We start from the raw sequence: 23,076 nt of genomic DNA, 5'->3' as shown, positions 1-23,076 counted from the left end.
TGCCTCATCAACACATCGTGTTGCAAAGACCGAAGCTGGTAGCGGGGGCAGGATTTGAACCTGCGACCTTCGGGTTATGAGCCCGACGAGCTGCCAGACTGCTCCACCCCGCATCAGAAGCGGAATTATGAAGTAACCAAGTCGATAATGCAAGACTTATTTACTTCGCGTTTCTCACAAGACACTGGAGAAACCCGGAAAAACCCTTCCGGTTGAATCACTTATCAAGTGATTCCGGCCTTGCCGCTGGGCAGCGAGGCCGTCAACTCAGGAGGTGAATAATACACACTTCGCGCAGTTTTGTAACGTTTTTTATTACAAATGTGCAAAAGAATTGCGCATCCATTCCATCACCGGGCCCAGGCCCAGCGGCAGGAACAGCAACAGGATGGAATTCACACCCAATACGATACCCAGGATCCGGTCGTTGTTACGCGGCAGCGGCTCGCCCACCGGCTCATCGAAGTACATGACCTTGATGACGCGCAGGTAGTAGAAGCAACCAACCACCGCACACAGCACACCGACCAGCGCCAGCCACAACAGACCACCGTTGACGGCCGCACTCAGCACCGACAACTTGGTCCAGAAGCCGAGGAACGGCGGAATGCCTGCCAGCGACGCCATGATGCACAGGACCAGACCAGCCATCCACGGGCTGCGTGCGTTCAGGCCCTTGAAGTCCTCGATGTTCTCGGCCTCGAAGCCAGCACGCGACAGCACGATGATCGCGCCGAATGCAGCGGTCGACATGATGGCGTAGGCGATGGCGTAGAACAGCGCGGCCGAATAGCCCGCCTCGCCACCACCGGCGATGCCCATCAGCAGGAAGCCGATGTGCGACACGGTCGAGTAAGCCAGCATGCGCTTCAGGTTGGTCTGGGCGATGGCCATCAGGTTGCCGATGACCAGCGACAGCGCGGCCAGGCCAGCCAGCACGTACTGCAGCTCGGTCGACAGCGGGCCAACGCCCATTTCCAGCAGGCGGTAAGCCATGCCGAACGCGGCCAGCTTCGGTGCCGAGCTGATGAACAGCGCGATCGGCGCCGGGGCACCCTGGTAAACGTCGGGCAGCCACATGTGGAACGGGGCAGCGCCCAGCTTGAAGGCAACGCCGGCAACCATGAACACCGCGCCGGTCAACAGCAGCAGGCGTTCATCGGACTGGGCAATGGATGCATGGATCACGTCCAGATGCAGCGAGCCGGTGGCGCCGTAGACCAGCGACATGCCGTACAGCAGCAGGCCCGAGGCCAGCGAACCAAGCACGATGTACTTCATGCCGGCTTCGGCAGCGAGCTTGTTCTCACGATTGCTGGCGACCAGTGCGTAGGAGCAAAGCGCCAGCAGCTCCAGGCCCAGGTAAACCATCAGCAGGCTGCCGGCCGAGACCAGGATCATCATGCCGGCGGTGGCAAACAGGATCAGCACCGGGATCTCGCCCTGGTACAGGTTGCGCTCGCGCAGGTAGCTCCAGCCATAGACCAGGCTAAGGCCGCTGACCAGCACCACCACCGTCTTCATCACATCAGCGGCGTTGTCACGGATGAACATCCCGTGGAACACATCCCCCTGCCCGCCCACGCCGTTCAACAGCATGATGAAGGCGACGGCGAGGATGGCCACCGAGATGAAGTGGGTCCAGACCTTGTGGCGGTTGCTGATGAACAGATCAAGGATCAGCAGGGCAAAGGCACCACCAATCACTACCAGTTCGGGCAGCAATGGCAGCAGGTCGGTCGTGGTCAACGGCAGAGGCGTCGGCGTGGTCATCATCAAATCCTGGAATCAATACTCTCGACGGGCCGCTTACAGCAGCTTGCTCGAAGCGATCTGCATCGCCAGATGGGCGATGGACGGCTCCATCAGGTCGGTCAGCGGCTTGGGATAGAAGCCCAGCACCAGCGTACCGACGGCAAACACAGTCATTACCAGCCACTCACGGCCGTTCATGTCCTTCAGCTCGGCGACGTGGGCATTACCCACTTCACCGAAGAACACGCGCTTGTACAGCCACAGCGAATAAGCAGCACTGATGATCAGCGTGGTCGCTGCACCCAGCGCAACCAGCGGATTCCACTGGAACGCAGACAGCACGATCATGAACTCACCAACGAAACCGCTGGTGCCCGGCAGGCCGGAGTTGGCCATGAAGAACAACAATGCAAAGGCGGCAAACCACGGCATCACGTTCACGACGCCGCCGTAATCGGCGATGCGGCGACTATGCATGCGGTCGTACAGAACGCCAACGCAGGAGAACATCGCACCGGAAACGAAACCGTGCGAGACCATCTGCACCATGGCGCCCTGCAGGCCCAGACGGGCTGCATCGGCGTTGCCGGCATCACGTACCAGCCACAGCGCGATGAAGGTACCCAGGGTCACAAAACCCATGTGCGCGACCGACGAATAAGCAATCAGCTTCTTCATGTCGTCCTGCACCATCGCCACCAGGCCGACGTAGATCACCGCCACCAGCGACAACGCGATCACCAGCCATGCCCACTCGTGGCTGGCATCGGGAACGATCGGCAGGTTGAAGCGCAGGAAGCCGTAACCACCAATCTTCAGTGCGATGGCGGCCAGGATCACCGAACCGGCGGTCGGTGCTTCAACGTGCGCGTCCGGCAGCCAGGTGTGCACCGGGAACATCGGCACCTTGACCGCGAAGGCGATCAGGAACGCGAAGAATATCCAGGTCTGCTCTTTGCCCGACAGCTGCAGCTGATACAGGTCGACCAACTGGAAGCTGCCGCCCTTCATGTACAGGTAGATCAGTGCCACCAGCATCAGCACCGAGCCGAGGAAGGTGTACAGGAAGAACTTCATCGCCGCGTAGATACGACGCGGACCGCCCCAGACGCCGATGATCAGGAACATCGGGATCAGCATGGCCTCGAAGAACACGTAGAACAGCATCGCGTCGGTGGCGGCAAAGATGCCGACCGTCACGCCTTCCAGGATCAGGAAGGCAGCCACGTACTGGTTGACGCGCTTGTCGACCACGCCCCAGGCGCCGATCAAGGCCAGCACGCCGATCAGCGTGGTCAGCAGGATCAGGGCAATGGCGATGCCGTCGACGGCCAGGTTGTAACCGATGTCGAACGCCGGGATCCACGGATGCTGTTCGACGAACTGCATCACATCGGCAGCGCCGCGGTCGTAGCCGCTGAGCAAGCCGAGGCTGAGCAGGAAGGTAAGCAATGCCACCGCCAGCGATGCCCAACGGGCAGCCTGGGCGTTACGCAGAGCGAGGATCAACGCACCGCCGAAGATCGGCAGCCAGATGAGAATACTAAGTAGAGGCCAGTTCGACACGTCTTCTATTCCGTACAGGTCAACGCCAGAAATGCATCAGCACGCCCAACAGGGCAATCAAACCGATGATCATCGCGAACGCGTAGTGGTAGAGGAAACCGGATTGGGTGCGGCGCAACAGGTTGGCAGCCAGGTCGACCAGACGCGCCGAACCATTGACCATCACCCCATCAACGACCGTGCTATCAACGGCACGGGCGGCCTTGCCGAGCTGCACACCACCGCCGGCAAAGCCGTCGATCCAGAGCTTGTCGAAGCCGTACTTGTTTTCCAGCACCGAAACCACCGGTGCCAGGGTCTTGCGAGCCTGTCCTGCCAGTTCCGGCTTCCAGATGTAGAACACCCAGGCCAGCGCGAAACCTGCAACCGTCAGCCAGAACGCCGGCATCTGCATGCCGTGTACTGCATAGGCCACCGAACCGTGCCAGAACTCCTTGCCAACCTCGGCAATCGTATCGCGTGCCGGGTCATAGAAATCGACGATGCCGGTGAAGAACGACATGGCCTGGCCCGGAACGCCAGCGGCGGCGGCGTGGCCGTCCCAGCCGGTACCGAACAGCATCGGACCGATGGTGAAGAAACCAATCAGGATGGACGGGATTGCCAGCAGGACCAGCGGAACCGTCACCACCAGCGGCGATTCGTGCGGCTCGTGGGCACCATGACCGTGGTGGTCATCGTGGCCATGGCCGTGATCACCGTGGTGATCGTCATGCGCATCGCGGAAACGTTCCTTGCCGAAGAAGGTCAGGAACAGCAGGCGGAAGCTGTAGAAGCTGGTGACGATCACGCCGCCCAGCACCGCCCAGTAACCGTACAACGCAACCCAACCGGCATCGGCAGCATGCGCGTGCATGGCCGCAGCTTCGATGATGGTGTCCTTCGAGTAGAAACCCGAGAAGAACGGCGTACCGACCAGGGCCAGCGTACCGATCCACATCGTGATGTGAGTGGTCGGCATGTATTTGCGCAGGCCGCCCATCTTCATCATGTTCTGCTCATGGTGCATGCCCATGATCACCGAACCGGCACCGAGGAACAGCAGCGCCTTGAAGAAGGCGTGGGTCATCAGGTGGAACACGGCGCCCGAGTATGCCGACACGCCCAGTGCAACCGTCATGTAGCCCAGCTGCGACAGGGTTGAGTAGGCAACCACGCGCTTGATGTCGGTCTGCACGATGCCGATCAGGCCGGTGAAGAACGCGGTGGTGGCACCGATGAACAGGATGAAGTCCAGCGCGGTCTGCGACAGCTCGAACAGCGGCGACATGCGGGTCACCATGAAGATGCCCGCGGTGACCATGGTCGCGGCGTGGATCAGTGCCGAGATCGGGGTCGGGCCTTCCATCGAGTCCGGCAGCCACACGTGCAGCGGAACCTGCGCCGACTTGCCCATCGCACCGATGAACAGGCAGATGCAGATGATGGTCGCCACGCTCCACTGGTTGTCGCCGATCAGCTGCACCATCGCGTGACCAGTCAGCTCGGTGCCCAGCACGGTGCTGGCGTTGGCGAACACGGTGGCGTAATCCAGCGAGCCGAAGGCCCACAGGATGCCGGCGATGCCGAGCAGGAAGCCGAAGTCACCAACGCGATTGACCAGGAAGGCCTTCATGTTGGCGAAGATGGCCGTGGGCTTCTTGAAGTAGAAGCCGATCAGCAGGTACGACACCAGGCCCACCGCTTCCCAGCCGAAGAACAGCTGCAGGAAGTTGTTGCTCATCACCAGGGTGAGCATCGAGAAGGTGAACAGCGAGATGTAGCTGAAGAAACGCTGGTAGCCGTCGTCTTCGGACATGTAGCCGATCGAGTAGATGTGGACCAGCAGCGACACGAAGGTCACCACCACCATCATCATCGCGGTCAAACGGTCGATCATGAAACCGACGTGGGCCGCGTACTGGCCGACTTCAAAGAAGGTGTAGACGTTCTGGTTGTAAGGCTGCGCCCCACCCCACAACAGCTGGGAGAAGATGTAGGCCGACAGCCCGAAGCTGATGGCCACGCCCAGGATGGTGATGTACTGGGCGCCCTTGCGCCCCACCTGACGACCGAACAGGCCGGCGATGATGCTGCCGAACAGCGGTGCAAGCACCACTGCAATCAACAGACTCTTGGAGAGAGTGATTTCCATCTTCGGATCAGCCCTTCAGCGAATCGACTTCGCCCACGTTGATGGTGTGGCGAGTACGGAACAAGGTCACCAGGATCGCGAGGCCGATTGCAGCTTCGGCTGCGGCCACGGTCAGGATGAAGAACACGAACAGCTGACCGGCGGTGTCGCCCAGCTCACGCGAGAAGGCGATGAAGTTGATGTTCACCGACAGCAGCATCAGTTCGATGGACATCAACAGCACGATGATGTTCTTGCGGTTGAGGAAGATGCCGGCGACGCTGATGCAGAACATCACCGCGCCCAGCGCGAGCATATGGCCCAGGGAAATCATGGCTTGGCCTCCTCGCCACCGTCATGTTGCGTATCGACCTGCACCACCGGCTTTTCGGCGGCCATCTTGACCATGCGCAGGCGGTCTTTTGCCTTGGTCATGGTCTGCTCGGTCGGGTTCTGCGTCTTCAGGCCTTCGCGACGGCGCAGGGTCAGCATCACGGCTGCCACCACGGCGACGGTCAGGATCACGGCCGCGAACTCGAACGGCAGCAGGTACTCAGTGAACAGGCTGCGTGCCAGCCAAGTGATGTTGGACGTGTCGGCAGCCACCGCAGCAGCGTTGTCCACCGGGAACGGCGCAGTACGTGCCTTGACGCCGATCAGGGTCAGCATCTGCACCAGCATCACCACCGCGACCACCAGGCCGACCGGCAGGTAACGCACCCAGCCTTCACGCAGGTTGGTGGTATCGATGTCCAGCATCATCACCACGAACAGGAACAACACCATCACCGCGCCGACGTAGACCAGCACCAGGGTGACGCCGAGGAACTCCGCCCCCACCAGCAACCAGACACAGGCAATGGAGAAGAAGGTCAGGATCAAGCACAGCACGGCGTACACCGGGTTGCGCACACTGATCACCGCTGCCGCGGAAATGCCGGCAATGATGGAGAAGAACCAGAAACAAATATTTACCCAATCCATCTCAAGACCTCAGCGGAAGGCGGCGTCGGCGGCACGGCGCTCGGCGATTTCGGCTTCAAGCCGGTCGCCAATTGCCAGCAGCTGCGGCTTGGTGATGACGTTCTCGCCACGCTTCTCGAAGTGGTACTCGAGAATGTGGGTCTCGACGATCGAGTCCACCGGGCAGCTTTCTTCGCAGAAGCCGCAGAAGATGCACTTGAACAGATCGATTTCGTAGCGCGTGGTACGGCGGGTGCCGTCTTCGCGCTTGGCCGAGTCGATGGTGATCGCCAGTGCCGGGCACACCGCTTCGCAGAGTTTGCAGGCGATGCAGCGCTCTTCACCGTTGGGGTAACGGCGCAGGGCGTGCAGGCCACGGAAACGCGGCGACTGCGGGAACTTCTCCATCGGGTACATCACGGTGTACTTGGGCTTGAACGTGTATTTCAACGTCAGCCACAAACCGCCGAGCAACTCCAGGAGCAGCAGGCTTTTGAAATAGTGGGTGATCTTATTCATGAATCAAACGCCCTTCTGGATCACGCCGTAGAACACCATCAGTGCCGTCACCGCGATCCAGAAAATGGTCAGCGGGATGAACACCTTCCAGCCCAGACGCATGATCTGGTCATAACGGAAGCGCGGGAAGCTGGCACGGAACCAGATGTACGCACTGGCGAAGAACAGCACCTTGAGCAGCAACCACGGCCAACCGCCGGTCCAGATCCAGTTGATCCACGGCGAGATGTCGGCCGTGATCCAACCCTGGAGCGGGCTCAGCCAGCCACCGAGGAAGAAGATCGAGATCAGGAAGCTGACCAGGATCATGTTGGCGTACTCGGCCAGGAAGAACAGTGCGAACGCACCGCCGGAGTACTCAACCATGTGGCCGGCAACGATTTCCGATTCACCTTCCACCACGTCGAACGGCGCGCGGTTGGTTTCGGCAACGCCGGACACCCAGTACACGACGAACAGCGGGAACAGCGGCAGGAGGAACCAGTCGAACAGACCCGAATTACCCTTCTGCGCCAGCACGATGTCGGTCAGGTTCAAGCTGCCGGCGGCGATCATCACGCCAACCAGGGCGAAGCCCATCGCGATTTCGTAGCTGACCACCTGTGCGGCCGAACGCATCGCACCGAGGAAGGCGTACTTGGAGTTGGAGGCCCAACCGGCGAGGATCACGCCGTACACGCCCAGCGAGGTCATCGCCAGCAAGTACAGCAGACCAACGTTGGCGTTGGACAGCACCAGCTTGTAGTCGAACGGGACCACTGCCCACGCCGCGAACGACGGGGCCAGCACGATCAGCGGCGCGATGATGTACATCGCCTTGTGTGCGCTGGCCGGGGCGATGATTTCCTTGAACAGCAGCTTGGTGACGTCGGCGAAGGCCTGCAGCAGGCCGCCCAGACCGACATACATCGGCCCGTGGCGCACGTGCATCCAGCCGATCAGCTTGCGCTCCCACAGCACGTAGAAGGCAACCGAAATGATCACCGGCATGGCGATCAGGAGGATCTTGATCACCGTCCACAGCACGATGCCGATGTCACCCAGCGACATGAACCACTGGAACAAGGGGTCGATCGCGTTTAACAGCAACTCGTTCATGCAGCCACCACCGTTACCCGAGCGGCACCCAGCGGCGCGGTTGCGCCGTGGCCCGATTCAATCCACACCGTACCGGCGGCGACGCGCGCGTCGACCACAACCGACAGTGTGGCGCGACCAGCGTCGGTACCGACCTTGGCCATCTGACCTTCGTTCAGCTGCAGACGCGCAGCGTCATCGGCGTTGAGCACGATGCGCGGATCATTGTTGAGCGGATGCGACTGCAGCGCCTGCGCACGACGCACGACGGCATCGGTGCGGTAGATCGCCGGGGTCGAAGCCACCTCAAAGCCCTCGCCTGCCAGTTGCGGCTGCGCTGAAGCGGCAACCTTGACCGAGACCGGCTGCAGGCCGGCACGCAGGCCTGCCAGATCGGTGAAACCGAAACCGGCCAACTGCATGTCACCACCCAGCGCACGCAGCACGCGCCAGCCCTCACGAGCCTCGCCCTGCAGCTTGCCGCCAGCACGGGCGACCTGGTTGCGGCCGTCCAGATTGGTCAGCGTCGCGTCGATTTCCGGCAGCACGCCGATCGGCAGGATCACATCGGCCACATCGCGGGTCGAGGCGCAGGCGAAGTGGCTGAAGGCCACGACCTCGGCACCGGCCAGCGCCTTGCGGGCAGCGGCGGTATCGGCGAAGTCCAGGCCCGGCTCGATGCCGTACAGGGCATAGGCCTTGCGCGGCTGCGCCAGCATTGCATTGACGTCCTTGCCGGCCGGCAGCACGCCAGCCTGGGCTAGGCCCACGGCATTCGCACCCTGCGGGATACGGCACAGCTTGGCGCCGGTGGCTGCGGCAAACGCGCTGACAGCAGCGCGGATGTTGGCAGCCTGCGGGTGATTCTCGGCAATCGCGCCGACGATGATGACGGTGTTGTTGCCGCCCTTCACCGCGTCGACCAGCGCCGCATTGCCCAGCGTCTCGACGAAGCGCGACGGTGCAACGATGTGCTTGCCAGCCAGCTTGAACGCGAAGTCGAAATCGACCGGGTTGATCGAATGGATCTTGGCGCCGTTGGCGGTCTGCGCCTTGCGCAGGCGGGCATGCAGCAGCGGCAGTTCGTGGCGGATATTGCTACCCAGCACGACGATCTGATCGGCGTGTTCGATGTCGGCCAGCGACATGCCGAACGCTTCGGCAACCGGCGCGTCGGAGAAGTCGCGGTTGTTGATGCGGTGATCGATGTTGTTCGAACCCAGGCCAGCGGCCAGGCGGGCCAGCAATGCGCCCTCCTCGTTCGAGGTTGCCGGGTGCACCAGCACGCCGAGCTCGTCGCCACGGTTGGCTTCGAAGATTTCGCGGGCAGCGGCCAGACCTTCGGCCCAGCTCACTTCCTTCCACTCGCCATTGACCTTCTGCAACGGCTTGACCGCGCGGTCGGCCGCATACAGGCCCTGGTGCGAATAACGATCGCGATCGGACAGCCAGCACTCGTTGACCAGCTCGTTGTCACGCGGCACCGCGCGCAGCACTTCGCCGCGACGGGTGTGCAGGAACAGGTTCGAGCCCATTGCGTCGTGGTAACCCAGCGACTCGCGCGCGGTCAGCTCCCACGGGCGCGCCTTGAACTGGAACACCTTGTTGGTCAGCGCGCCGACCGGGCAAACGTCGATGACGTTGCCGGACAGCTCGGTGGTCAACGGCTTGCCGTCGTAGGTGCCGATCTGCAGGTTTTCACCACGCGACATGCCACCCAGCTCGTAGGTGCCAGCGACTTCAGCGGTGAAGCGCACGCAACGGGTGCACTGGATGCAGCGGGTCATCTCGGTGGCGACCAGCGGCCCCATGTCCTCGTCGACCACGACGCGCTTGCGCTCGTTGAAGCGGCTGACCGAACGGCCATAGCCCAGCGACACGTCCTGCAGCTCGCACTCGCCGCCCTGATCGCAGATCGGGCAGTCCAGCGGATGGTTGATGAGCAGGAACTCCATCACCGAACGCTGGTACTTGAGTGCCTTTTCGTTGCGGGTCTGGATCTTCATGCCATCCATGACCGGGGTCGCGCAGGCCGGCGACGGCTTGGGCGACTTTTCAACGTCGACCAGGCACATGCGGCAGTTTGCGGCGATCGGCAGCTTCTCGTGGTAGCAGAAGCGCGGAATCGGGATGCCAGCCTTGTCGGCGGCCTGGATGATCATCGAACCCTTGGGTACGACCAGGGACTGACCATCGATATCGATGGTCACGTGATCCGGCGGTACATTGGGATTTACCGGTTGCGCGCTCATGCGGCAGCAGTCTCCACCTTCTTGCCGTCAACCATCGAATGACCGTTGACGATGTAGTACTCGAATTCGTTCCAGAACTGGCGCAGGAAGCCTTGAATCGGCCACGCTGCCGCCTCACCGAACGCACAGATGGTGTGGCCTTCAATCTGGCCGGCAACCGTCTTCAGCTGGTGCAGGTCTTCCATCGTGGCCTGGCCGGCGACGATGCGCTCCAGCACACGGTGCATCCAGCCGGTACCTTCGCGGCACGGGGTGCACTGGCCACAGGATTCCTTGTGGAAGAACTGGCTGATGCGGCAAGCGAACTTGACGCAGCAGACGCTGTCATCCAGCACCACGATGGCACCCGAACCCAGGCCCGAGCCCAGCGCACGGATGGTGTCGTAGTCCATCGCCAGCCCGTTGAGCTGCTCGGCGGTCAGCACCGGCATCGACACGCCGCCCGGGATTGCGCCCTTCAGCTTGCGACCCGGACGCAGGCCACCGGCCATCGCCAGCAAGTCGTCGAAGCTGGTGCCCAGCGGAACTTCGAAGTTACCGCCCTTGGTCACGCAGCCGGAGACCGAGAAGCACTTCGGGCCGCCGTTGTTGGTCAGGCTCAGGTTCTTGAACCACTCCGCGCCGTTGCGGATGATCGCCGGCACCGAGGCATAGGTCTCGGTGTTGTTGATCGTGGTCGGCTTGCCGTACAAGCCGAAATTGGCCGGGAACGGCGGCTTGTAACGCGGCTGGCCCTTCTTGCCTTCCAGCGATTCCATCAGTGCGGTTTCTTCGCCGCAGATGTAGGCGCCAGCGCCGAGTGCGCCATAAATATCGATGTCGCAACCGCTGCCCAGCACGTTCTTGCCCAGCCAGCCGTGCTTGTAGGCATCGGCCAGGGCTTGCTCGAAGTGCTCGAACGGCTCGTGGTGGAACTCACCGCGCAGGTAGTTGTACGCCGCGGTCGAGCCTGTGGCGTAGCAGGCAATCGCCATGCCTTCCACGACCGAATGCGGGTTGTAGCGCAGGATATCGCGGTCCTTGCAGGTGCCCGGCTCGGATTCATCCGAGTTGCAGAGGATGTACTTCTGCACATCACCCTTGGGCATGAAGGACCACTTCAGGCCGGTCGGGAAGCCTGCACCGCCACGGCCACGCAGGCCGGACTGCTTGACCATCTCGATGACGTCGGCCGGCGGGATCTTCTCTTCGAGGATCTTGCGCAGCGCGGCGTAGCCACCGGTCTTCAGATAGCTTTCGTACGACCACGGGGTGTCGTAATGCAGCGTGGTGTAGACCACATTGTGCGGAAGCGGCGCCGGTCCGACCGGGCCCTTGGATTCGTGGTGTGCCATGCCTTACTCCAGCCCGTCCAGCAGCGCATCGACCTGGTCCAGCGTCAGGCGCTCGTGGTAATGGCCGTTGATGACCATCATCGGTGCGCCAGCGCAACCAGCCAGGCACTCTTCCTCTTTCTTGAGGTAGACGCGGCCGTCGGCGGTCGATTCACCGTGCTTGATGCCCAGCTTCTTCTCGCAATGGCGGACGATGTCGTCGGCACCATTGAGCCAGCAGCTGACGTTGGTGCAGATGGCGACATTGTTGCGGCCAACCTTCTCGGTCTCGAACATCGAGTAGAAGGTTGCAACTTCGTACGCCCACACGAACGGCAGGTCCAGGTACTTGGCCACGCCGGCGATCAGCTCGTCGCTCAGCCAGCCCTGGTTCTGCTCCTGGGCGGCATGCAGACCCTGCAGCACCGCCGAACGCTTGCGGTCCGGCGGGAACTTGGACAGCCAGTGATCGATGTGAGCGCGCGTCTTGTCGCTCAACACCACCATCGGGTCGACGTTGCGCGCCGCCTCGAAATTACCCGTCGCCTTCATAGGCCGACCTCAACGAATACCAAAAGCTGAAAAACCGATGCCTGCGGCGGCAGGACCGCGCAGGCAACGGACGATGTCTGATCTGCCGGCATTACCGGTCAACCTCACCGAACACGAGGTCGTAGGTGCCGATCATTGCCACCACGTCGGCCAGCATGTGGCCGCGCACGACCGAGTCGATCGAGGACAGGTGGGCGAAGCCCGGCGCGCGCAGGTGGGCGCGGAACGGCTTGTTGGCACCGTCGGAGACCAGGTAGCAACCGAACTCACCCTTGGGCGCTTCAACCGCCGCATAGGTTTCGCCGGCCGGCACGCAGTAGCCTTCACTGAACAGCTTGAAGTGATGGATCAGCGCTTCCATGTCGTCCTTCATCTCGGCGCGAGCCGGCGGGGCGACCTTGAAGTTCTTGACCATCACCGGGCCCGGATTGGCCTTCAGCCAAGCCACGCACTGCTTGATGATGCGGTTGGATTCACGCATTTCGGCGACGCGGACCAGGTAACGGTCATAGCAGTCACCCTTGGTGCCCAGCGGCAGGTCGAAATCGACCGCGTCGTACTTGGCGTACGGCTGCTTCTTGCGCAGATCCCAGGCAACACCCGAACCACGCAGCATCACGCCGGTCATGCCCCAGGCCAGCGCATGTTCCGGGGTGATCACGCCAATGCCGACGGTACGCTGTTTCCAGATGCGGTTGTCGGTCAGCAGGGTTTCGTATTCGTCAACGCGACCCGGGAATTCCTTGGTGAAGTTCTCCAGGAAGTCGAGCAGCGAGCCCTCGCGCGAAGCGTTCAGACGCTTCAGCGCGTTGCCCTTGTGCCAGCGCGATTCCTTGTACTTCGGCATGGTGTCCGGCAGATCACGGTACACGCCACCCGGACGGTAGTAAGCCGCGTGCATGCGCGCGCCGGAGACTGCTTCGTAGCAGTCCATCAGTTCTTCGCGCTCACGGAAGGCGTACAGCATCACCGCCATCGCGCCCAGATCGAGCGCATTGGAACCCAACCACATCAAGTGGTTCAGGATGCGGGTGATTTCGTCGAACATGGTGCGGATGTACTGCGCACGCTCCGGCACTTCGATACCCACCAGGGTTTCGATGGCACGGACATAGGCGTGCTCGTTGCACATCATCGAGCAGTAATCCAGGCGATCCATGTAACCGATCGACTGGTTGAACGGCTTGGACTCGGCCAGCTTCTCGGTCGCGCGGTGCAGCAGGCCGATATGCGGATCGGCGCGCATGATGGTCTCGCCGTCCATTTCCAGGATCAGGCGCAGCACACCGTGCGCGGCCGGATGCTGCGGGCCGAAGTTCATGGTGTAGTTGCGGATTTCCTGCTTGGCTTCGGCAGGATTGCTCGCAAAGGCCTGCGAAGCCTGGTGGAATTCCTTCTTTACGTCCGCACTCACTTGCTTGCCTCCGTCTGCGCGCGCTCGCCTTCAGCGGTCTGGAAACGGGCATCGTCGCGGATAACACGCGGCACGCCTACGCGCGGTTCGACCGAAGTCACCGGCTCGTAGACCACACGCTTCTTTTCTTCGTCGTAGCGCACTTCGACATTGCCGATCAGCGGGAAATCCTTGCGGAAAGGATGGCCCACGAAACCGTAGTCGGTCAGGATGCGACGCAGGTCCGGGTGACCTTCGAAGATCACGCCATACAGGTCGAACGCTTCGCGCTCGAACCAGTTCAGGCCCGGATAGATATCGGTCAGCGAGGCCACCACTGGCAGCGATTCGCTGGGTGCGTAGCAACGGATGCGCAGCAGCTGGTTGTGCTGGTAGGAGCGCAACTGGCAGACCACCGCGAAACGCTGCTTCGGCAGTGCGTCCGGCTGCGCGCCTTCGGCGGTTTCGTGGCTGGGGAATTCACCCCAGGCGAAACGACCTGCGCCACTGCCTTCCACACCACGACTGAAGCCGTGCGAGGAAACGTCCGAGGTATCCCACTCGTCGCTGCCGTAGCCAAGGTAGTCGACGCCGCACAGATCAGTGGCGTGCTCGAAGCCGAGTTCATCACGCAGCGCCAGAGCGGTTGCGTGCCAATCGGCAACAGCCACTTCCAGCGTTACTTCGCCGCGCGGTTCGACCACCACAACCTGCGCACCGGCAAAACGGGCGCGAAGTTTATCGATGAGAGAAGGTGCTTGCTGGGCCATGGGGGCTGGCGTGCTCTTGATTTGAAAAGGGGTCAGCGTGCGATGGTCTGGGTTCGCCAGATCTTCTTCTGCAGCTGCAAAATGCCGTACACCAGCGCTTCGGCGGTCGGCGGGCAACCCGGGACGTAGACGTCCACCGGCACCACGCGGTCACAACCGCGCACCACGGCGTAGGAGTAATGGTAGTAACCGCCGCCATTGGCGCAGCTACCCATCGAGATGACCCACTTCGGGTCCGGCATCTGGTCGTAGACCTTGCGCAGCGCCGGGGCCATCTTGTTGACCAGGGTGCCGGCGACGATCATCACGTCGGACTGTCGTGGCGAGGGACGGAACACCACGCCATAACGGTCAAGGTCCAGACGCGCCGCACCAGCGTGCATCATTTCCACCGCGCAGCAGGCCAGACCGAAGGTCATGGGCCACATCGAGCCGGTACGTGCCCAGTTCAACAGCGCGTCAACGCTGGTGGTCACATAGCCCCTCTCGAGCAAGGGGTTATCGCCTTCAGGCCGCAGAATGTCATCAACCCGCCCTTCCGGGACGGGGTTGTTCATCAGGCCGTCGAGAGTTTGGATCACTCCCATTCCAGCGCTCCCTTCTTCCACACGTAGATAAAGCCGAGGAACAGCATGCCCACGAACAAGCCCATGGTGACCAGCGAACGGGCGCCGAGCTCCATGAACACCTGGGTCCAGGGCACAATGAAGATGATTTCCAGGTCAAAGACGATGAACTGGATGGCGATGAGGTAGTAGCGCACGTCAAACTTCATGCGCGCGTTCTCGAACGCCTCGAAGCCACACTCGTAGGCGGAGAGCTTCTCGTTGTCCGGCGAACGCGGAGCGAGGAACCGACCGATCAACATCAGCGCAACGCCAATGCCGGTGGCGACGATCAGAAACAGCAGAGACGGCAAATATTCGGCCAGCACAGCGATTCTCTCTTGCCTCTGCCCGGGACACCTGCAGGTGCCAAGGCATGGGGGATGAACGGGACTTGCCACGACGGGCCGCTGCTGCAACCCGTGTACCCGCATAAAACAATGGTGCCCAAGAGGGGACTCGAACCCCTACGACTTACGTCGCTACCACCTCAAGGTAGTGCGTCTACCAATTCCGCCACCTGGGCCTACGTCAGCGCAGCTGCTTCGCAGTGCGCCGCGTATTGTAACCGTCTTCAGTCTTTCTGTGCGGGTTCAGCGGGCTTTTCTTCGCTCTTGGCAGGAATATTTTCCGCCGGAGCCGTTGCCTGCGGCACTTCACCCACCGCCGCGGCAGCCGGAGCTGCCGGAACGGCCTGCAACTCACCCGCCGGCACCGCCGGGGCAGCAGCCGGAGCCGCCGCCTCAACCGCACCCATCAGGCCGACGCCCTGGTCCGCTGGACGCGAACCGTGGCTGGCGTACCACGCCATGAACAAGCTGATGCCGAAGAACACCACGGCCAGCCACTTGGTGCTCTTGGACAGGAAGTTGGACGCGCCACGCGCGCCAAACACCGTACCCGACGCACCGGCACCAAAGCCCGAACCAGCGGCAGCACCCGAGCCACGCTGCATCAGGATCAGCGCGATCATCGCGAGCGCCACCAGCACATAGACCACATTGAGGATCAACATCAGCATTTTTGAAATCCGTCCCGGACAATTACCCGTTAGCGACTGGCCGCTGCCCTCGCGATGGCCAGAAAATCAGCCGCCACCAGCGAAGCGCCACCTACCAGCCCGCCATCGACCTCAGGCTGTGAAAACAGCTCTGCTGCGTTGTCGGGCTTGACGCTGCCGCCATAAAGGATCGACAACGAATCCGCAATTCTAGCATCGCGCTCGGCGACTACGCCACGAATGAACGCATGCACCGCCTGCGCCTGTTCCGGCGTGGCGGTACGGCCCGTGCCAATTGCCCAGATCGGCTCATACGCCACCACCGCCTTGGCGAAGGCCTGCACCCCGGCCAGGTCCAGCACCGGCGCCAGCTGCGAGGCGATCACCACCTCCGTCTGCGCCGCCTCGCGCTGCTCCAGCGTCTCACCAACACATAAGACTGGGGTCAGGCCGGCATTGATGGCAGCCACGAACTTGCGCGCCACCAGCTCACTGCTCTCGTTATGGTACTGGCGGCGCTCGGAGTGCCCGACCAGACCATGGGTAGCACCGACATCCACCAGCATGCTCGCCGAGACTTCCCCGGTATAAGCGCCTTTCTCGTTGCTGCTTACATCCTGCGAACCGAAGGCCAGCTCCGTCTCCTCGAAGTCCTCCACCAGATCACCCAGGTAGGGCAACGGCGGCAGGATCACCAGGCGCACGCCGGGCAACGGCAGGCCAGCGGCCACCTGCCCCACCAGATCAGTGGCGAATTGACGGCTGCCATGCAGCTTCCAGTTACCCGCAACGATTTTTTGGCGCATTCAGGCATAACTCCGCGGTAAAAAGTATCGGCAAAGGATAGCCGATCTACGGACATAGCCAGGACAAGCTGCGGACAACGGAAGACAAGATGCAGAAACGCCGCCGGGCCAGGGGCCGCGGCGGCGTCGATGTGCCAGCTACTTCGATCAGCGCCGGCTTACTTCAGCTTGATCTCGCGCAGACGCTCCTCGAGGAAGCCGTGGGCGGTGATCGCCTCCGGGTAGCGGCTCGGGTTTTCCGCGGTGATGCAGGAGGGCAGCACGTCGATCAGGAAGTCCGGGTTCGGGTGCAGGAAGAACGGCACCGAGTAACGCGGCTTGCGCGCCAGCTCGCCCGGAGGATTGACCACGCGGTGGATGGTGGACGGGTACACGTGGTTGGTCAGGCGCTGCAGCATGTCACCGATGTTGACCACGATGGTGTCGGCGTCGGAGGTGAACGGCACCCACTCACCCTCATGCGACTGCACTTCCAGACCGGCCGCGCTGGCACCGACCAGCAAGGTGATGAAATTGATGTCGCCATGGGCGCCAGCGCGCACATTGGGGATATCGTCGGTGGTGATCGGCGGGTAGTGGATCGGGCGCAGGATCGAGTTGCCGTTGTTGGTCTTGTCGGCGAAATAGTCCTCCGGCAGGCCGATGTGCAGGGCCAGCGCCGACAGCACGCGCGAACCGAGCTGGTCGAGCTTCTGGTACAGGCCATAACCATGCTCCTTGAAGCCCGGCACTTCGCTCGGCCACAGGTTCGGCGGCATCACCTCGCGGTACTTGGAGTCATCGCCGATCTCGCGGCCGATATGCCAGAACTCCTTCAGGTCGAAATGCTTGGAGCCCTTGGCGGTTTCCACGCCAAACTGGGTATAGCCACGCGCACCGCCGCCGCCAGCGATGTGGTACTGCTTCTTCACATCTTCAGGCAGCGCGAAGAATGCCTTGAACACGTCATACGCAGCGTCGATTTCCGCCTGCGGAATGCCGTGGTTGCGAATACCCGCAAAACCCCACTGGCGATACGCCGCGCCAAGTTCGGCCACGAAGGCGTCACGGTCGGTATCGAAACGGGTGATGTCGAGGGTGGGAATGCGGGAACTCATACAAAACTCCAAGAAAGGGAACGGGACGCCGGCCATTGGAACCGACATCCCGGCAACACCACTATGATCCAGCTCAAACCTGTGCGGCAGCCGAACGAACCGCGTCAGCCAGCGCCTCAAGCGTAGCGCTCATCAGCCCGGCTTCGTCGGCCTCGACCGTGACCCGCACTACCGGCTCGGTACCCGACGGCCGCAGGAACGCCCTGCCCCGCCCGGCCACCGCGGCCTGCGCCGCCGCCAGCGCAGCCTGCACCGGCGCACTTGCAACCACTTCGCGCGCACCCGTCTCCAGGCGCACATTGATCGTCTTCTGCGGCACCATCGCCAGCCCCTGCAGCGCCTGCCGCAGGTTCACGCCGGCACCACCGAGCACTTCCAGCACCTGCAAGGCACTGACAATGGCGTCACCGGTGGTGGCCCGGTCCAGGCACAGGATGTGGCCAGAGGCTTCGCCGCCGAGCACACCATTGCCTTCAACCAGGGCCTGGTGGACGTAGCGGTCGCCGACATTGGCGCGGACGAATGGGATACCCAGACGCTCCAACGCCTGCTCCAGCCCGTAATTGGTCATCAAGGTGCCCACCATCGGTCCGCGCAGGCGACCATTGGCCTGCCAGGCCTTGGCCAGCACGTACAGCAAACCGTCGCCATCCACGGCGGCACCAGTGTGGTCCACCATCAACACGCGGTCGCCATCGCCATCGAAGGCGATACCGATATCGGCACCAACCTCGACCACCTTGCTGGCGAGGCTGTCGATATGCATCGAGCCCACGCCATCATTGATGTTGATGCCATTCGGCTCGGCACCGATGGCGGTCACTTCCGCACCCAGCTCGCGGAACAGCAACGGCGCGACATGATAGGTAGCGCCATGGGCGCAATCGAGCACGACCTTGAGCCCGCGCAGATAGAAATCACGCGGCACACTGGCCTTGCAGAACTCGATGTAACGGCCGACCGCATCGCGCGCGCGCACCGCCTTGCCCAGCTGCTCGGATTCCACCGTCGAGAACGGCTGGTCCATCGCAGCTTCCAGCGCCAGCTCGGTGGCGTCATCGAGCTTCTCGCCTTCGGCGGAGAAAAACTTGATGCCATTGTCGTAGTGCGGGTTGTGCGAGGCACTGATGACGATGCCGGCATCGGCACCCAGCGTATGCGCGAGGAAGGCCACCGCCGGCGTCGGCATCGGCCCGATCAGCTGCACATTGGCGCCTGCGGCAACCAGACCCGCCTCCAACGCCGACTCGAACATATAACCGGAGATGCGCGTGTCCTTGCCGATCACCACGGTCGGCTGCTGGCCGCCACTGCGGGCAACCAGCACACGACCCAGCGCATTGCCGACGCGCAGCACGAAATCAGCGGAAATGGCACCCTTGCCGACCCGGCCACGGATGCCGTCGGTGCCGAAATACTTGCGCGTGCTCATCAGGCAGCGGCTTCCTCGTGCTGCGGCTGGCTACCAAGCATGGCCAACAGTTCGGCCAGGCGGTCACGCATCTCGCGGCGGTCACAGATCTGGTCGATCGCACCATGCTCCAGCAGGAACTCCGAGCGCTGGAAGCCTTCCGGCAGTTTTTCGCGCACGGTCTGCTCGATCACGCGCGGGCCGGCAAAGCCGATCAGCGCCTGCGGCTCGGCGATGTTGATATCGCCCAGCATCGCGAACGAAGCCGACACGCCACCGGTGGTGGGATGGGTCAGCACCGAGATGTAGGGCAGACCGGCTTCGCGCAGCTTGGCCAGCGCCGCCGAGGTCTTGGCCATCTGCATCAGCGAGAACAGGCCTTCCTGCATGCGCGCGCCACCAGAGGCGGAGAAGCACACATAGGGGCAGCCCATTTCCAGCGCCGTCTCAGCCGCCAGCGTGAAACGCTCGCCGACCACCGAACCCATCGAGCCGCCCATGAAAGCGAAGTCGAAGGACGAGGCCACCAACGGGCGCCCCTTCAGCAGACCACGCATGGCGATCAGTGCATCGTACTCGCCGGTGCTCTTCTGGCTGGCCTTGATGCGCTCAACGTATTTCTTCTGGTCCTTGAACTTGAGCACGTCGGTCGGCCCAAGGCGGGCAGCGATCTCGGTGGTGCTGTCAGCATCGAACAAGGAGGCCAGGCGCGCGCGCGCGCGGATGGCCATGTGGTGCCCGCACTTCGGGCAGACCTCAAGGTTTTCTTCCAGCTCCGGGCGGTACAGGGCCGCGCCACAGCTATTGCATTTTTCCCACAGCCCCTCGGGGACGCTGCGTTTTTTGGAAGGCGTGTTGTCGGTACGGATGCCGGACGGCATCAACTTGCTTAGCCAACTCATGCGGGATGACAATTCCGTTCAGGGTGGCCTTGCGGCCACGACAGGGCCCACAGTCTAGCTCACCACTGCAACCAAGTTGCAGCACCGGATCTGGCGCAATCCCTACTGGTACGTATGTTTGGCAGCTCCGTAGTGCCGAGCCATGCTCGGCAAGAGGGCAGCACCGATAGAGCGTGGTTGTAGTGCCGAGCCATGCTCGGCAAGGGGCATTACCGGGAAAGCCCCTGCCGAGCATGGCTCGGCACTACAGGGAACGCTGCTCAGCGATCCAAGGCTTCGCGCAAGGGCTTCAGGAACGCGGCAGCCGCAGCCACCGCGTCCGCCGTCTCACTTATTGCCGAGACCAACGCACTACCAACCACCACACCATCGGCATCCACCGCCATCGCCGCTGCGCTGGCCGCATCCTTGATGCCGAAGCCAGCCACCACCGGAGCGCTGGAACGGCTGCGCAGCAGTCGCAGACGCTCACCGGCCGCGGAACTGTCCAGGCGCTCGGAGGCACCGGTCACGCCGGCAAAACTGACGTAGTACAGATAGCCCTGCGCCGCGTGGCACAGACTGTCCAGGCGGGCGTCGCTACTGGTCGGCGAAGCCAACAGAATCAAGGCCAACCCGGCTTCGGCGAATGCCGCACGTGGCTCATCGGCCTCTTCCGGTGGCAGGTCAACCAGCAGAATGCCGTCCACGCCTGCCGCCACAGCCTCTTCGGCATAGCGCGCATAACCACGGATCTCGACCGGGTTGAGATAGCCCATCAACACCACCGGGGTGGTCGCGTCGGTCTGCCGGAACTGCGCCACGGTATCGAGCACGTATTGCCGCCCTGCCCCACGCGCCAGGGCGCGCTCGGAGCTACGCTGGATGGTCGGGCCATCAGCCATCGGGTCAGAGAACGGCACACCCAGCTCGATCACATCAGCGCCAGCCTCTACCAGCGCATGCATCACCGGCACGGTTGCCTCCAGCGATGGATCGCCGGCAGTGATGAAGGGAATCAGCGCCTTGCGGCCGGAGGCGCGCAGGCGCGCGAAGCATTCGTCAATTCGGGTAACAGCCATCTCAGGCACATCCTTCAATCAGTTCGACCGCATCAGGCTGACCCCAGTAAATGGCGGTGATCAGGCCATCAAGTGTTTCCAGACGCAGCGCCAGGTTGGCGGCCTTGTCGGTCCAGGTCAGGTAATCGCCGTTTGGCGAGTTGTACGCATGCGGACTGGTCACCACGCCCGGCAGACGCTTTTTTGCATTGGGGACTGTCATGCCCACCCACAGATAGAACGGCGTCACCACGGCGCCCGGCGCGGGGTCGGTAACCTGCTGGCCTGGCTCGAAGGGGGCATTCACTTCGAAACGCACGATGCGATCGGCGATCACCATCATCGAAATGTTGTCGGGCAAGGAACCCTTGTCGTAGTACTCGCAGTCCCCCTCCAACGCTTCGCGCATGCCTTGCGAGACGAAGGCCTTGTCGCCCGGCGCCTTGCCGAACGGCGCGCCGATGCGCAGCTCACCCAGCTGCGCCAGCCCAGCCGATGCGCTGGCAGCAGGCGTCGCCGCCGGTGCCGGGGACGGCTTTGTCGCGGCGGGCGCAACGGGCACCGCCGGCTGCGGCGCAGGAGCAACCGGCTCCGGCGGCGCAGGGGCGCTGGGCGCGCATGCTGCCAAGGCCGCAACCAATCCCAGCAGCAAGGGCGTGCGCAACATACGGGTACCCGGGGAAGCGGCCGTCACAGCACCAGTCCTTCGCGCGCAGCGATGGTATGCACGTCCTTGTCACCGCGACCGGACAGGTTGCACAGGACCAGGGCGTCCTTCGGCAGCTCGCGCGCCAGCTTGATCGCATGGGCAACGGCATGACTGGATTCCAGCGCCGGCAGGATGCCTTCGATGCGGGTCAGGCGATGGAAGGCGGCCAGCGCCTCCTCATCGGTGATGCCCACGTACTGCGCGCGACCGGTATCGGACAGGAAGGAATGCTCAGGGCCGACGCCGGGGTAGTCCAGGCCAGCGGAGATCGAATGGGTTTCGGTGATCTGGCCGTCGTCATCGCACAGCACGTAGGTGCGGTTGCCGTGCAGCACGCCGGGGCGACCAGCCGAGATGGAGGCGGCGTGGCGGCCGGTATGGATGCCGTCGCCAGCAGCCTCGGCACCGTAGATCTTGACCTCGCGGTCGTTGAGGAAGGCATGGAACAGGCCGATGGCATTGGAGCCGCCACCGACACAGGCGGTGATCGCATCGGGTAGACGGCCGTAGTCCTCCAGCATCTGCGCACGGGCTTCGCGGCCAACGATGGCGTTGAAGTCACGCACCATGCGCGGGTACGGGTCCGGGCCGGCGACGGTGCCGATGATGTAGAAGGTGTCGCGCACATTGGTGACCCAGTCACGCATTGCTTCGTTGAGCGCGTCCTTGAGCGTGGCCGAGCCACTGCTGACCGGCACCACGGTGGCACCGAGCAGCTTCATCCGGTAGACGTTGATCTTCTGCCGTTCGATATCGGTGGCACCCATGTAGACCACGCATTCCAGGCCCAGTCGCGCGGCAACCGTGGCCGAAGCCACGCCGTGCTGGCCAGCACCGGTCTCGGCGATGATGCGGGTCTTGCCCATGCGCGCGGCCAGCAAGGCCTGGCCGATGGTGTTGTTCACCTTGTGCGCGCCGGTGTGGTTCAAGTCCTCACGCTTGAGCAGGATCTGCGCCCCGCCGACGTCCTTGCTCAGGCGCTCGGCATGGTAGATGGGGCTGGGGCGACCCACGTAATGCTTCAGGTCCTTGTCGTAGGCGGCAATGAAGGACGGATCAATCCGCGCCTGATCGTAGGCAGCCGCCAGTTCCTGCAGCGGCCCGACCAGGGTTTCGGCGACAAAGCTGCCCCCAAAGCGGCCAAAGTGCCCACGCGCATCAGGAAAGGCGTGGAAATCGGAGATCGACGGATCAGTCATGACATCACGGCTACAAGGAACAGGCCAACACTCT

The 23,076-nt window shown here is 62.7% G+C and carries 22 protein-coding genes and 2 tRNA genes; all 24 read right to left on the bottom strand.

Annotation, left to right across the window (positions count from 1 at the left end; genetic code table 11):
- Window positions 1-36: 36 nt before the first annotated feature.
- A tRNA-Met gene (locus Q5Z11_RS08690) sits at window positions 37-113 on the bottom strand.
- 202 nt (window positions 114-315) lie between these two features.
- Window positions 316-1,773 carry an NADH-quinone oxidoreductase subunit NuoN gene (gene nuoN / locus Q5Z11_RS08685; RefSeq protein WP_303749624.1) on the bottom strand — a complete coding sequence of 486 codons (1,458 nt, stop codon included), beginning with the start codon at window positions 1,771-1,773 and terminating at the stop codon, window positions 316-318.
- Window positions 1,774-1,809: 36 nt separating this feature from the next.
- Entirely contained in the window at window positions 1,810-3,321 is a 1,512-nt protein-coding gene (locus Q5Z11_RS08680) for an NADH-quinone oxidoreductase subunit M (RefSeq protein ID WP_303749623.1), read from the bottom strand.
- Between the two features lie 19 nt (window positions 3,322-3,340).
- Window positions 3,341-5,455, bottom strand: a complete 2,115-nt coding sequence (nuoL, locus tag Q5Z11_RS08675; protein WP_303749622.1) for an NADH-quinone oxidoreductase subunit L — start codon at window positions 5,453-5,455, stop codon at window positions 3,341-3,343.
- 7 nt (window positions 5,456-5,462) lie between these two features.
- Window positions 5,463-5,768 (bottom strand): NADH-quinone oxidoreductase subunit NuoK, encoded by a 306-nt coding sequence (nuoK, locus tag Q5Z11_RS08670; RefSeq protein WP_054656949.1) that lies wholly within the window; start codon window positions 5,766-5,768, stop codon window positions 5,463-5,465.
- The gene (locus Q5Z11_RS08665) at window positions 5,765-6,418 is read right to left on the bottom strand and encodes an NADH-quinone oxidoreductase subunit J (RefSeq protein ID WP_282268411.1); all 654 of its coding nucleotides are present in this window, start codon (window positions 6,416-6,418) and stop codon (window positions 5,765-5,767) included. Before Q5Z11_RS08665 ends, nuoK begins: the two co-directional genes overlap by 4 nt.
- A 9-nt stretch (window positions 6,419-6,427) precedes the next feature.
- Window positions 6,428-6,916, bottom strand: a complete 489-nt coding sequence (gene nuoI, locus Q5Z11_RS08660; protein WP_282268409.1) for an NADH-quinone oxidoreductase subunit NuoI — start codon at window positions 6,914-6,916, stop codon at window positions 6,428-6,430.
- A 3-nt stretch (window positions 6,917-6,919) separates the two neighbouring features.
- A complete protein-coding gene (nuoH, locus tag Q5Z11_RS08655; RefSeq protein ID WP_282268407.1) occupies window positions 6,920-8,014 on the bottom strand; it encodes an NADH-quinone oxidoreductase subunit NuoH in 1,095 nt (364 codons plus the stop codon).
- Window positions 8,011-10,245 carry an NADH-quinone oxidoreductase subunit NuoG gene (gene nuoG / locus Q5Z11_RS08650; RefSeq protein WP_303749621.1) on the bottom strand — a complete coding sequence of 745 codons (2,235 nt, stop codon included), beginning with the start codon at window positions 10,243-10,245 and terminating at the stop codon, window positions 8,011-8,013. The genes nuoH and nuoG overlap by 4 nt, the downstream gene beginning before the upstream one ends.
- Window positions 10,242-11,579 carry an NADH-quinone oxidoreductase subunit NuoF gene (gene nuoF, locus Q5Z11_RS08645; protein ID WP_303749620.1) on the bottom strand — a complete coding sequence of 446 codons (1,338 nt, stop codon included), beginning with the start codon at window positions 11,577-11,579 and terminating at the stop codon, window positions 10,242-10,244. The genes nuoG and nuoF overlap by 4 nt, the downstream gene beginning before the upstream one ends.
- A 3-nt stretch (window positions 11,580-11,582) precedes the next feature.
- Entirely contained in the window at window positions 11,583-12,110 is a 528-nt protein-coding gene (nuoE, locus tag Q5Z11_RS08640) for an NADH-quinone oxidoreductase subunit NuoE (RefSeq protein ID WP_282268404.1), read from the bottom strand.
- A gap of 91 nt (window positions 12,111-12,201) precedes the next feature.
- Window positions 12,202-13,431: an NADH-quinone oxidoreductase subunit D gene (locus tag Q5Z11_RS08635; protein WP_303750001.1), complete on the bottom strand. Its 1,230-nt coding sequence runs from the start codon at window positions 13,429-13,431 to the stop codon at window positions 12,202-12,204.
- Window positions 13,432-13,520: 89 nt separating this feature from the next.
- A complete protein-coding gene (locus Q5Z11_RS08630) occupies window positions 13,521-14,273 on the bottom strand; it encodes an NADH-quinone oxidoreductase subunit C (RefSeq protein ID WP_282268403.1) in 753 nt (250 codons plus the stop codon).
- 32 nt (window positions 14,274-14,305) lie between these two features.
- A complete protein-coding gene (locus Q5Z11_RS08625; RefSeq protein ID WP_303749619.1) occupies window positions 14,306-14,860 on the bottom strand; it encodes a NuoB/complex I 20 kDa subunit family protein in 555 nt (184 codons plus the stop codon).
- On the bottom strand, window positions 14,851-15,207 hold the full coding sequence (locus Q5Z11_RS08620) for an NADH-quinone oxidoreductase subunit A (protein ID WP_232147756.1): 357 nt from the start codon (window positions 15,205-15,207) through the stop codon (window positions 14,851-14,853). Before Q5Z11_RS08620 ends, Q5Z11_RS08625 begins: the two co-directional genes overlap by 10 nt.
- A 112-nt stretch (window positions 15,208-15,319) precedes the next feature.
- Window positions 15,320-15,404, bottom strand: a tRNA-Leu gene (locus tag Q5Z11_RS08615).
- Between the two features lie 48 nt (window positions 15,405-15,452).
- On the bottom strand, window positions 15,453-15,899 hold the full coding sequence (gene secG / locus Q5Z11_RS08610) for a preprotein translocase subunit SecG (protein ID WP_303749618.1): 447 nt from the start codon (window positions 15,897-15,899) through the stop codon (window positions 15,453-15,455).
- Window positions 15,900-15,928: 29 nt separating this feature from the next.
- On the bottom strand, window positions 15,929-16,684 hold the full coding sequence (tpiA, locus tag Q5Z11_RS08605; RefSeq protein WP_303749617.1) for a triose-phosphate isomerase: 756 nt from the start codon (window positions 16,682-16,684) through the stop codon (window positions 15,929-15,931).
- 158 nt (window positions 16,685-16,842) lie between these two features.
- A complete protein-coding gene (locus Q5Z11_RS08600; RefSeq protein WP_303749616.1) occupies window positions 16,843-17,781 on the bottom strand; it encodes an isopenicillin N synthase family dioxygenase in 939 nt (312 codons plus the stop codon).
- Window positions 17,782-17,854: 73 nt separating this feature from the next.
- Window positions 17,855-19,213 (bottom strand): phosphoglucosamine mutase, encoded by a 1,359-nt coding sequence (glmM, locus tag Q5Z11_RS08595; protein ID WP_303749615.1) that lies wholly within the window; start codon window positions 19,211-19,213, stop codon window positions 17,855-17,857.
- The gene (gene accD, locus Q5Z11_RS08590) at window positions 19,213-20,094 is read right to left on the bottom strand and encodes an acetyl-CoA carboxylase, carboxyltransferase subunit beta (protein ID WP_303749614.1); all 882 of its coding nucleotides are present in this window, start codon (window positions 20,092-20,094) and stop codon (window positions 19,213-19,215) included. The genes glmM and accD overlap by 1 nt, the downstream gene beginning before the upstream one ends.
- Window positions 20,095-20,354: 260 nt before the next feature.
- Window positions 20,355-21,155 (bottom strand): tryptophan synthase subunit alpha, encoded by an 801-nt coding sequence (gene trpA, locus Q5Z11_RS08585; RefSeq protein WP_303749613.1) that lies wholly within the window; start codon window positions 21,153-21,155, stop codon window positions 20,355-20,357.
- 1 nt (window position 21,156) lies between these two features.
- A complete protein-coding gene (locus Q5Z11_RS08580) occupies window positions 21,157-21,828 on the bottom strand; it encodes a hypothetical protein (protein WP_303749612.1) in 672 nt (223 codons plus the stop codon).
- Window positions 21,825-23,042 (bottom strand): tryptophan synthase subunit beta, encoded by a 1,218-nt coding sequence (trpB, locus tag Q5Z11_RS08575; protein WP_303749611.1) that lies wholly within the window; start codon window positions 23,040-23,042, stop codon window positions 21,825-21,827. The genes Q5Z11_RS08580 and trpB overlap by 4 nt, the downstream gene beginning before the upstream one ends.
- Between the last annotated feature and the right edge of the window lie 34 nt (window positions 23,043-23,076).

The organism is Stenotrophomonas sp. 610A2, from assembly GCF_030549615.1.
Taxonomy (GTDB): domain Bacteria; phylum Pseudomonadota; class Gammaproteobacteria; order Xanthomonadales; family Xanthomonadaceae; genus Stenotrophomonas; species Stenotrophomonas pigmentata.
This window is presented reverse-complemented; position numbering and strand designations above follow the sequence as displayed.

Excerpts from the sequence above, each read along its gene's own strand:
- tpiA (WP_303749617.1), bottom strand. The coding sequence starts at position 16,684 with ATGCGCCAAAAAATCGTTGCGGGTAACTGGAAGCTGCATGGCAGCCGT.
- nuoL (WP_303749622.1), bottom strand. The coding sequence starts at position 5,455 with ATGGAAATCACTCTCTCCAAGAGTCTGTTGATTGCAGTGGTGCTTGCA.
- nuoN (WP_303749624.1), bottom strand. The coding sequence starts at position 1,773 with ATGACCACGCCGACGCCTCTGCCGTTGACCACGACCGACCTGCTGCCA.
- Q5Z11_RS08600 (WP_303749616.1), bottom strand. The coding sequence starts at position 17,781 with ATGAGTTCCCGCATTCCCACCCTCGACATCACCCGTTTCGATACCGAC.
- nuoK (WP_054656949.1), bottom strand. The coding sequence starts at position 5,768 with ATGATTTCCCTGGGCCATATGCTCGCGCTGGGCGCGGTGATGTTCTGC.
- Q5Z11_RS08635 (WP_303750001.1), bottom strand. The coding sequence starts at position 13,431 with ATGAACTTCGGCCCGCAGCATCCGGCCGCGCACGGTGTGCTGCGCCTG.
- secG (WP_303749618.1), bottom strand. The coding sequence starts at position 15,899 with ATGCTGATGTTGATCCTCAATGTGGTCTATGTGCTGGTGGCGCTCGCG.
- nuoF (WP_303749620.1), bottom strand. The coding sequence starts at position 11,579 with ATGGCACACCACGAATCCAAGGGCCCGGTCGGACCGGCGCCGCTTCCG.
- nuoI (WP_282268409.1), bottom strand. The coding sequence starts at position 6,916 with ATGAATAAGATCACCCACTATTTCAAAAGCCTGCTGCTCCTGGAGTTG.
- trpA (WP_303749613.1), bottom strand. The coding sequence starts at position 21,155 with ATGGCTGTTACCCGAATTGACGAATGCTTCGCGCGCCTGCGCGCCTCC.
- nuoE (WP_282268404.1), bottom strand. The coding sequence starts at position 12,110 with ATGAAGGCGACGGGTAATTTCGAGGCGGCGCGCAACGTCGACCCGATG.
- nuoG (WP_303749621.1), bottom strand. The coding sequence starts at position 10,245 with ATGAGCGCGCAACCGGTAAATCCCAATGTACCGCCGGATCACGTGACC.
- Q5Z11_RS08630 (WP_282268403.1), bottom strand. The coding sequence starts at position 14,273 with ATGGCCCAGCAAGCACCTTCTCTCATCGATAAACTTCGCGCCCGTTTT.
- Q5Z11_RS08625 (WP_303749619.1), bottom strand. The coding sequence starts at position 14,860 with ATGGGAGTGATCCAAACTCTCGACGGCCTGATGAACAACCCCGTCCCG.
- trpB (WP_303749611.1), bottom strand. The coding sequence starts at position 23,042 with ATGACTGATCCGTCGATCTCCGATTTCCACGCCTTTCCTGATGCGCGT.
- glmM (WP_303749615.1), bottom strand. The coding sequence starts at position 19,213 with ATGAGCACGCGCAAGTATTTCGGCACCGACGGCATCCGTGGCCGGGTC.
- nuoH (WP_282268407.1), bottom strand. The coding sequence starts at position 8,014 with ATGAACGAGTTGCTGTTAAACGCGATCGACCCCTTGTTCCAGTGGTTC.
- accD (WP_303749614.1), bottom strand. The coding sequence starts at position 20,094 with ATGAGTTGGCTAAGCAAGTTGATGCCGTCCGGCATCCGTACCGACAAC.
- Q5Z11_RS08665 (WP_282268411.1), bottom strand. The coding sequence starts at position 6,418 with ATGGATTGGGTAAATATTTGTTTCTGGTTCTTCTCCATCATTGCCGGC.